General features: G+C 72.5%; 1 protein-coding gene. It reads right to left on the minus strand.

Features of this window, described 5'->3' with window-relative positions; translation table 11 throughout:
• Positions 1–177: 177 nt before the first annotated feature.
• Entirely contained in the window at positions 178–7,455 is a 7,278-nt protein-coding gene (locus tag CCL05_RS15920) for a MupA/Atu3671 family FMN-dependent luciferase-like monooxygenase (protein WP_244204291.1), read from the minus strand.
• Positions 7,456–7,618 lie beyond the last annotated feature (163 nt).

Consider the following 7,618-nt stretch of genomic DNA (forward strand, 5'->3'; position numbering starts at 1 on the left):
GCTCTGTCTCCGTTCGACGAGGGCCGATCCGGGAAGGGGGGTGAGAGCGCTCTCAGAGCGTGCCGCGTTGGTCCGGACCTGTCAATGTGGCGGGACGGATGCCGAGTTGCGCGTCCCGAGTCCGGCGTCCCCGTCCGTGACGCCGACCGCTTCGGGGCGGCGTCACGGACGAGGCGATCAGTGCCCGAGCGCGCGGCCGGTCTCCTCGCGCAGGAGGGCGACGTAGTCGCGCGCCCAGGCCTCGATCGTGGTGTGGTCCCACAGGTCGGCCGAGTACTCGACGAATCCCTTCAGTTCGTCGCCGGCCGGGACGAGGCCGAAGGTGAGCAACGTGCGGGAGGCGGCGGGGGCCAGGTCCTCCACGGCCGTGGTCAGGCCGGGCAGTTCCACCTCGGCGTCCAGGGAGCTCTGGTACGCGAAGCCGACGTCCAGGCGGTCCGGCACCTCGGCGCCCGTGCGCTCCTGCAGCGCGGGGGCGATCCGGCGCACCGGCACGGCCCGGTCCATGCACTCCACCGCCGTACGGGCGATGCGGTCCGTCAGGGCGGCGAAGGAGCCGGCCGCGCCGCCCCGCACCGGCAGCGCGAAGCCGGAGATCGTGCAGGCCAGCAGGGACTCGAAGGCGCGGCGCTCACGGTTGGCGTAGGAGATGTTGAACACCACGTCGGGCTGCCCGGACTTTCTGGCGAGCAGCCTGCCCAGCGCCGCCGCGGTGACCACGAACGGCGTTGTCCCCCGCTGCCGCGCCAGGTGCTCCACTGCCGACCGCACACCGGCGGGCACGGTGAACACCACCGCGCCGCCCCGGCCGCTCAGTTGCTCGGGCCGGGGCCGGTCCAGGGGCAGCCCGACCGTGAACGGCACTCCGTCGAGTGCACGCAGCCAGAAGTCCAGCGTGCGTGCGTCGGGACCGTCGTCGGCCTGTTCCCGCTGCCAGCCGGCGTACTGTGCGGGCTGGCATCCCACGGGCGGCAGGGTGTGTGGTTCGCCCCGCAGAGCCGAGCCGTAGAGCGCGGCCAGTTCCTTCAGCAGCAGGCTGACGGACCATCCGTCACAGGCGGAGTGGTGCAGGACGAGGAGCAGCACCCAGGTGCGCTCGCCGGTGCGCAGCAGGCGCAGGGACATGGGTGTGTCCCGGGTGGGGTCGATCGGTGTTTCGGCGGCCTGGGTGCTCGCCTGGTCCAGGGCTCGTTGCCGCTCGTGCTCGGGGCGTGCGGTGAGGTCGTCCAGCGGCAGCTGAACCGGGCCGGGCCGCAGGACCTGCTGTTCCCAGCCGTCCCCGCTGCGGGCCAGGCGGGTCCGCAGTCCCTCGTGCCGTTCGACGAGCTGGGTCAGGGCGGTGCGCAGGGCCGCGATGTCCAGGTTTCCGGAGAGGGTGATGCGCAGGGCGACGTTGAAGACCTGAGGGAGGGGGTGGTCGGCGTGCACCGTGGCGAAGCGGGACTGCTGGGTGGTGGCGGGTGCCCGGTGCTCCACCGTGCCGGGGCCGTCGCCGGCCTCGGCCGCGGGGCTCGGCGTCGCCGCCGCGAGCGTTCCGGCCAGGTGGGTCGTCATGGCCCGCAGGGTCGGCTCCTGGTAGAAGCTCAGCATCGGGTACTCGGTGCCGAACTCCTCCCGGACCTCGTTGACCAGCCGCATCGCGGTGATCGAGTGGCCGCCCAGGTCGAAGAACGAGGCGTCGGCCGTGATGGCGTCGGCCTCCATGCCGAACTCGGACGCCCACAGTTGTCGCAGGCGTTGTTCGATGTCCGTGCGATGGCCGGACGCCGGCTCCCCGCCGGTGCCGCCCGGCCCGCGGCCCGGTGGTGTGGTGACGAGGTCGGGCGCCGGCAGCGCGGTGCGGTCCAGCTTGCCGTTGGCCGTCAGGGGCAGCGCGTGCGGGATCCGCCAGGCACGCGGCACCAGGTACTCCGGGAGCCGGGCGGCCAGTTCCTCGGCCAGGAGGTCGGCGAGCGCCTGCCGGTCGTCGGCCGAGGCACCGATCGGGTCGGCGGGGACGGCATAGGCCGCCAGATACGCCTCTCCCCGGTCGTTGCGGCGGGCCAGCACGGTCGCCTCGCGCACGCCGTCCAGGGAGTTCAGCACGCGGGAGACCTCCTCGGGCTCGACGCGGTAGCCACGGATCTTCACCTGGTCGTCGGCCCGGCCGCAGAACTCCAGTCTCCCGTCGCCGGTCCAGCGGACCAGGTCGCCGGTGCGGTACCTGCGGGCGTCCGGGCCGCCGTCGGGGTCCGGCAGGAAACGTTCCCCGGTGAGTTCGGGGCGGTGCAGATAGCCGAGCGCGACCCCGGGGCCGCCGACGTACAACTCCCCCACCGCGCCCACGGGTACCGGGCCGCCGGCGGCGTCGAGCACGCTCAGCGTCACATTGTCGACCGGGCGCCCCAGCGCGATGGGACGGGCGTCGTCCTGCCTGGCCGCGGACTCCCGCGGGGACACGGTCTGCGTGGTGCACAGGACGGTGACCTCGGTGGGCCCGTACACGTTCACCGTCTCGTACGGCGCCTCGGGCCGCGGGCGGGTGCGCAGGACGTCGCCGCCGAGCAGCAGGTGACGCAGGGGCGGCTGGTCGGCCGGGGGCAGGGCGAGTACCTGTTCGCCGAGAGCGGTGGGGAGGATGGAGAAGGTGACGCCCTGCTCGGTGTACCAGCGGGCCAGGGCGACGGGGTCCCTGCGCAGGTCCTCGCCGGCGATCGTGACCGACGCTCCCGCGGTCAGGGCCGGCCAGATCTCCAGGATCGAGGCGTCGAAGCTCTGGCTGCACACGACGGCGCTGCGGTCGGCCGGGGTGAAGGCGAAGCGCCGGTGCTGCCACTCGCACAGGTCGGCCACGCCGCGGTGCGTCAGCACCACGCCCTTGGGGGTGCCGGTGCTGCCCGAGGTGTACAGGACGCAGCACGCGGACCGGGGACCGGACGCGGGGACGGTGGTGTGCCGCGGGGCGGTGCGGCCGGTCGCGCCGGGCGCTACGACCCTCACGTTCGCGGGCAGGTTCAGCACGGCGGCCTCCTCCTGCGTGGCCACCACCGTCCGGGCCCCGCACTCGGCGATGACCTGCTCGGCGCGCGCCCGGCCCAGCACCGGGTCGAGCGGCACATAGGCGCAGCCCGCCTTGAGTGCGGCGAGCATCGCGACGACCAGGTCGGTGGAGCGCGGCAGCCACAGGGCCACCGTGTCACCGACGCCGCCGGCCGTGGTGTGCCGCTCGCGCAGGAGCGCGGCCAACCGCCCGGATCGTTCGTCCAGTTCGCGGTAGGTGAGGCGACCGGTGTCGCTGATCACCGCCGTGCTGTCGGGCCGGATGGCTGCCTGCCGGGCGAACAGAGCGTGGACGGCGGTGTCCGTGAGTGGGCGGGGCGGGCCCTGCTGCCAGGGCGGCGGTACGGGCTCTCCTTCGGCGGCGGTCTCGACGGTGGCCGGGGCGAGCCGTGACAGGGGCGCTTCGGGGGTGTCGACCGCGGCGGTGAGCAGGTCCCGGAAGGTGGCGAAGAACCCCTCGACGGTGTGCTGGTCGAACAGGTCGGTGTTGTACTCCAGATGGCAGCGGATGCCCTGCGGCTGGTCGGTGAAGTAGACGGTGAGGTCCGTCAGCGACTTGTCCGGGCCCACGTCCAGCGGTGTGGCCTCGATGCCGGGCAGCTCGAAACGGAACGGTTCGGCGCGCTGGAACTCGGCGAACGTCTGGAACACCGGCGTCCGGTCGACCGCCCTGGCCGGGGCGAGTTCCCGCACGACCTTCTCGAACGGCACGCGGGCGTGGTCGTACGCGTCGAGAGCGACCGAGCGCACCTGGTCCACAAGCGCGGTGAACGCCGGGTCACCGGACAGGTCGAAGCGCAGCGTGAGCGTGTTCACGAAGAATCCGAGCACCTGCTCGGCCCGCTCGGGCCGGTCCGAGAACGGGGTGCCGACGATGATGTCCGGCTGCTCGGTGATCCTGTGCAGCGTCGCCGCGTAGCCGGCGAGCAGCGTCATGAACAGGGTGCTGCGACGGGTTCGGCTCAACTCGCGCACCCTGCCGGAGAGTTCCGGGTCGAGCGTGTGGAAGACCGCCCGGCCGTTGGACGTCATCGGTGACGGGCGTGGCCGGTCGGCGGGCAGGGCGAGGACGGGCAGGTCGCCGCCGAGGGTGCGGCGCCAGTGGGCGAGGTCCTCCTCGGCCTCAGGACTGTTCGCGGTGGCCGCCTGCTCCCTGGCGTGGTCGGCGTAGCTCCAGGTGAGCGCGGGCAGTTCCGGGGCGGTGCCGTCGCGTTCGCTGCGGTAGAGCGCGGAGAGGTCGCGGGCGAGGACGGTGGCGGAGGCCGCGTCGACCACGATGTGGTGCAGGGACAGCACCAGGACGTGCTCATCCTCGCCCAGGTGGACCAGCCGCGTGACGAACAGCGGGCCTTCCGCCAGGTCGAAGCGGCGTGCGCTCTCGACCGACAGGACGTCCTGGAGCGGGTCGTCCACGCGCTTGAAGTCGGGCTCGGCGGTCGGCAGCACGACCTGTCGGGGCTCGCCCCCGGCTTCGCGGAAGACGGTACGCAGCCCCTCGTGACGAGCGACGAGGCCGCGCAGTGCCGCGTGCAGAGCGGGTACGTCGAGAGGGCCGTCGAGGCGGATCGCCTTGACCTCGTTGTAGGCGGTACGCCCCGGAAGGAGGCGCTCCAGGAACCAGATCCGTTCCTGGCCGGGCGACAACGGCGCGTCATCGGGAGCCGTCGCGGCCGTGGTTCCCCGGTAGGAGCTGCGCAGAGCGTCCAAGCGCGGAAGTGCCGCGCGCAGCTCGTCCGGCGCGACACCGAAGTCGACCAGCGCCACGATCTCGTCGGCACCCGCGGCGGCCACCGCGTCCACCACCGGGCGCACACTGTCCACCGTGCCGATCAGGGCACGCTGGTCGCAATAGCGGCCGTAGGCACGCCGGAACACCGTCTCCAGATCGTCCTCGCTCAGGGCGGACAGGTCGATGCTGTGCCCGAGGCTGTTGGTGACACCGCTGAACAGGGACAGGGACGCGCGCATGTAGCGGGACAGCGGTTCGTAGGCCTCGGCCCGCGCCTTGTCGTGGTCCTCTGCGAGATAGGTGTGCAGCAGAACGGCCACGCGCCCGGCGTCGGGGTCCAGGCCGTGCCGGGCCCGTGTGCGTCGGTAGCGGGCGATGTTCTCCCGGAGCTGTTCGACGGTCTGGGTCATCAGATTGGTGACGATGCCCAGGTCGTGGCGGGCGGCCAGTTCGTACGAGGCGGGGTTGCCGACCACCGCGGTGTACATGGGCGGAGTGTCCTGCACGGGTCGCGGGAAGAGCAGCAGGTCGGCTTCGCCGTCTCCGGTGGTGCGGCGGACGGGGTCCCCGCGCCAGAACCTCCGCAGCTCCTCCAGCTGTTCGTACATCAGCTCCTTGTGCCGGCCGAAACGGTCGGGGAAGAAGGCGAAGTCCTGGGCGCTCCAGCCACTGGCGACGCCGATGCCGACGCGCCCGCCGGAGAGGTTGTCGACCATCGACCACTCCTCGGCGACCCGGATCGGATCGTGGAGCGGGAGCACGACGGAACCGGCGTTGAGCCGGATGCGCTCGGTCTCGCGGGACAGCGCGGCGGCGAGCACCGCCGGGTTGGGGAAGAGGCCGCCGAAGGAGTGGAAGTGGCGCTCCGGCGTCCACAGAGCGTGGAAGCCGTGCCGGTCGGCGAACCGGGCGATCTCCATGAGGAGTTCGTACTGGCTGTGGCTCGCCGAGGAGGCGTCCTGCGGGTAGTCGCCGAAGAAGTAGACGCTGAAGTCGGTGGTGCGCGTGGCGGCTTGGCTCGGGAGCTCGGTCCGGGCTTCGGTGACGGCTGCGGCGTTCCAGGCCATGGAGGCCACGGGGGCGGGCGCGGGCGTCGGCTTGGATTCCGGCGGCGCCGGCTGCGGTGGCGCGGCCTTCGGCGCCACGGGCCGTCCGCCCGGGAAGAACCCCGCCGACCGCAGCTCGCGCAGCGAGTCCCGTACGGCGTCCGCCACGAACTCGATGTCGCCGTCCGAGTGGGCCGTCGACAGGAAGAAGTTGCGCCACTCCCAGACGTGCACGCCGCGCAGCATCAGGTGGTGGTAGAGGAGCTCCATGTCGGCGCGGTGCTCGAAGCGGAACTGGGAGCCGAAGTGGGTCATCCGCAGGGGGTACTCCTCGGCCTCGAAGAAGCCGTTGAGCGTCGCGGCCAGTTCCGCGGTGCGCGCGTTGAGGCGCTCCTGGAGGTGTGGGCTGTGCTCCTTGAGGTGGGTGAGGACGGCGCGGGCGGCGACCATGGACACCGGGTGCTGGATGTACGTACCGCCGAAGAACGTCGTGTCGGCGGGCGGGTAACTGTCGTCGCCGTAGGACCAGTGGCCGCCGTCGACGCCGTCCATGATGTCGGCGCGGCCCGCGATGGCGCCGATGGGGAAGCCGCCGCCGAGGAGCTTGCCGTACGTGGCGAGGTCCGGGGTCACGCCGTACAGGTCCTGCGCGCCGCGCGGGGCGGGGCGGAACCCTGTCAGCATCTCGTCGAAGAGCAGCACGATGCCGTGACGGCGGGTCAGCTCCCGCAATCTGCGGACGAACTCGGCCGGTTGCAGCGAGGGGTGTCTGCTCTGCACCGGCTCCACGACGACAGCGGCAATGTCGCCGGCGTGCCGGGCGATCGCCTCCAGGGCGGCGTCGCTGCCGTAGTCGAGGACCAGCAGATCCGAGACGGCCGACTGCGGGATGCCCCGGGAGACGGGCACGGTGATCCGGTCGGCGCCGCTGCCCGAGGCGCGTCCCAGGACGTTGTCGGCGTGGCCGTGGTAGGCGCCCAGGAACGTGACGATCTTGTCCCGGCCGGTGGCGGCGCGTGCCAGGCGGATGGCCGCCGCGTTCGCCTCCGTGCCGGAGCCTGCGAAGGCCACCCGCTCCAGCCCGGTGAGGCCGGCGAGGAGTTCGGCCGCCTCGCCGGTCTCGGCGGTGCGGGGACCGAGCTGGATGCCGCGGGAGAGGTGCTCGCGCACGGCCTCGGTGACGAAGTCCGGCTCGTGGCCGAAGAGGAGGACGCCGAAGCCCATGGTGATGTCGACGTACTCGTTGCCGTCGACGTCCTCCAGCCGTGCTCCGCTCGCCCGGCGGCCCGCGATCGGGTACAGCATCTCCTTCGTGCCGCTGCGGAAGCCGACCACGGCACGGCTGTCGGCCAGGACGCGGCGGTAGCGCTGGGTGATCCGCTTGGAGGTGGGGGTCCTGGCGGTGTAGCGGCGGACGAGGTCGTCCAGGTGCGTCTGCTGGGTCTGCGGGGCGGCGTCCCGCACCATGCCGGAGTTCCGTGCGACCGACACCCGGGGGCCGTGGACGCGGGCCGGTTCGGGGGACTCCTGCTCCGGGTCGGGGGCGCCGGCGCCGATCTGCTCCGCGATCCGCTGGGAGAGTTCCTCCATCGCCGCCAGGTCATGGTCCAGCGCGGCGGATATGCCGTCCAGCCCGCTCACTTGGCCGCCTTGCCGTTGAGCCGATCCGTCACCGAGACCGTCTGGAGCGCGAGCAACTGGGAGAGCTGGGACATCATCTGGAGCTGTATCCGGGACATCTGCTGGATTTTGTGCGCCAGGTCCTCCAGCTCCTCGCGGGTCGCGTACGCGGGAGCCGGGGCGC

The organism is Streptomyces africanus (assembly GCF_002150735.1).
GTDB lineage: Bacteria > Actinomycetota > Actinomycetes > Streptomycetales > Streptomycetaceae > Streptomyces > Streptomyces africanus.